2 protein-coding genes and 1 pseudogene are annotated in these 2,736 nt (G+C 39.9%); all 3 read right to left on the bottom strand.

Annotation, left to right across the window (positions count from 1 at the left end; translation table 11 throughout):
* Nucleotides 1–161: pseudogene (locus HMPREF2805_RS11000) on the bottom strand (IS5/IS1182 family transposase); the annotation flags it as partial.
* Nucleotides 162–356: 195 nt separating this feature from the next.
* A complete protein-coding gene (tsf, locus tag HMPREF2805_RS04370; RefSeq protein ID WP_000808093.1) occupies nt 357–1,397 on the bottom strand; it encodes a translation elongation factor Ts in 1,041 nt (346 codons plus the stop codon).
* Between the two features lie 79 nt (nt 1,398–1,476).
* On the bottom strand, nt 1,477–2,259 hold the full coding sequence (gene rpsB, locus HMPREF2805_RS04365) for a 30S ribosomal protein S2 (protein WP_000268462.1): 783 nt from the start codon (nt 2,257–2,259) through the stop codon (nt 1,477–1,479).
* Nucleotides 2,260–2,736: the final 477 nt, after the last annotated feature.

Here is a 2,736-nt window from a genome sequence, read left to right as displayed (position 1 = left end):
CCATTATCTGGACTATAGGTATCTTCTACCAAGTCATAGATAAAGTCAAAGTCAACCTTGGAATCTACTTGTCGAAGAAAGTGATCTTTAGGGACCAATTCGTCTATTGTATAGAAACCATATTGCTTACGATTATAATCAGGTTTTTCTTTGTGAAACATAGGGATTACCTCACAACTCTTCTTACCTCTATTATACGACTTTACACAAAGAAAAGCCCTTAGAAACTTGACTTCCAAGGACTTTGTCTTCAATCTGAGCCCTTGTATAGGGCTTTTTGTTTACCTTTTAAAATAAACCTCTGAATCCCCCTCTAACAAAAGAAAAGGAAGCTGATTTGCTTCCTTACTTTTTTATTAGTTATTCAAGGCTGCTGCCATTGTAGCTGCAACTTCTGCTTCAAAGTCGTTTGCAGCTTTTTCGATACCTTCACCAACTTCAAAGCGAGCAAACTCAACCACTGAAGCGTTAACTGATTCAAGGTAAGCTTCAACTGTCTTGCTGTCATCCATGATGTAAACTTGTGCAAGAAGTGTGTAAGCTTGGTCAACTTTAGTGTTGTCAAGCATGAAGCGATCCATTTTACCTGGGATGATTTTATCCCAGATTTTTTCTGGTTTTCCTTCTGCAGCCAATTCAGCTTTGATAGCTTCTTCGGCTTGAGCGATTACTTCATCAGTCAATTGAGCTTTAGATCCGTATGCCAAGTGTGGAAGAGCTGGTTTACCAACCATAGCACGGCTTTCATTATCTTGGTCGATAACGTGGTTCAATTGTGCCAACTCATCTTTAACAAATTGCTCATCCAATTCTTTGTATGAAAGAACTGTTGGTTTCATAGCAGCGATGTGCATTGAAATTTGTTTAGCAAGTGCTTCGTCTCCACCTTCGATTACAGAGATAACACCGATACGTCCACCGTTGTGTTGGTATGCTCCGAAGTGTTGTGCATCTGTTTTTTCAATCAAAGCAAAGCGACGGAATGAGATTTTTTCTCCGATAGTCGCTGTTGCAGACACATAAGCTGCTTCAAGAGTTTCACCTGAAGGCATTGTCAAAGCAAGAGCTTCTTCGTTGTTAGCTGGTTTTCCTTCAGCGATTGCTTTAGCTGTTGCGTTTACCAACTCAACAAATTGAGCGTTTTTCGCAACGAAGTCAGTTTCAGCATTTACTTCAACAACTGCTGCAACGTTACCGTCAACATAAACACCAGTCAAACCTTCTGCAGCAACACGGTCAGCTTTCTTAGCTGCTTTTGCCATACCTTTTTCGCGAAGCAATTCAATCGCTTTTTCGATATCGCCTTCCACTTCAACCAATGCTTTTTTAGCGTCCATAACACCAGCACCAGATTTTTCACGCAACTCTTTAACAAGTTTAGCTGTAATTTCTGCCATTTTGATTCTCCTATATTTTTTAAAAATAGGAGAGCTGGGCTAAGCCCCGCCCTCCTAGGTAATTACTATTTATTATGAATTAAGCGTTGTCGCCTTCTACAACTTCAACGATTTCTTCGATTGAGTCTGCTTGAGCTTCTGAAGCTGCAAATTCTGCTTCAACTGCTGCAACAGCATCTTCACCTTGGCGACCTTCAATGATAGCGTCTGCCAATTTAGCTGTAATCAACTTAACTGCGCGGATAGCGTCATCGTTAGCTGGGATGATTACATCGATATCATCTGGATCTGTGTTTGTGTCAACCATCGCTACAACTGGGATTCCCAATTTTTTAGCTTCTTTAACAGCGATTTGCTCTTTATGTGGGTCAACTACGTACATTACATCTGGGATACGAGGCATATCTTCAATACCACCCAAGAATTTTTCAAGACGTGCACGTTGTTTGTTAAGAAGTGCAACTTCTTTCTTAGGAAGAACTTCAAAAGTTCCATCTTCTTCCATACGTTTGATTTCTTTCAAACGAGCGATACGTTTTTGGATTGTTCCCCAGTTTGTAAGAGTTCCACCCAACCAACGGTGGTTGATGAAGTATTGACCTGAACGTACTGCTTCTTCAGCAACTGCGTCAGCTGCTTGTTTCTTAGTACCAACAAACAATACAACTGCATCGTTAGCTGCAGCATCACGCATGAAGTCGTATGCTTGGTCAGCGTATTTTACAGTTTGTTGCAAGTCGATAACGTGGATTCCGTTACGCTCAGTGAAGATGTACTTAGCCATCTTAGGGTTCCAGCGACGAGTTTGGTGACCAAAGTGTACACCAGCCTCAAGAAGTTGTTTCATTGAAATTACTGCCATGAGTATTTCTCCTTTTTGTTTTTTTCCTCTTCTTGATTTCAGCTTGCAAAACGACCCGAAGGCAACAGCGTCACAATTCATCAAGAATGAGTATTATCGTTTATACGACAAGTTACATTGTATCATAGTTGAACCTTTTTTTCAAGTAATTGTGCTAGTTTTTCGATGAAAACTCAAACGTCTCACACTAACTGAAAGTTATACCATAGTGGAACTTACCCTGACACAGAATTCCACTGATTTTTACGATTTTTATCAGACTAACTTCCACTTGGATTAGCGGTTGAAGTTAGTTTGGGAATTTAGCGAAAACTCAAACTTGGGATTTCACCATATTATAAATAAGAAAAGAGACTCAAATTGAGCCTCGATTTTTTTCAGGCTCTTTTCTACCATTTGTCAAGTATATCAAGGAGCTTAAGTAAAAAAAGAGATGAGACAGTAGCTATTCTGAGGTTACTGTCTTATTTTTACCAC

The organism is Streptococcus sp. HMSC034E03, assembly GCF_001811505.1.
In the GTDB taxonomy this organism is placed as follows: Bacteria; Bacillota; Bacilli; order Lactobacillales; family Streptococcaceae; genus Streptococcus.
Note: the sequence above shows the minus strand (reverse complement) of the source record. Positions and strands in the feature narration are given on the sequence as shown.

Bases quoted from the DNA above. Each gene is read 5' to 3' on its own strand.
- tsf (WP_000808093.1), bottom strand. From the start codon at position 1,397: ATGGCAGAAATTACAGCTAAACTTGTTAAAGAGTTGCGTGAAAAATCT.
- rpsB (WP_000268462.1), bottom strand. From the start codon at position 2,259: ATGGCAGTAATTTCAATGAAACAACTTCTTGAGGCTGGTGTACACTTT.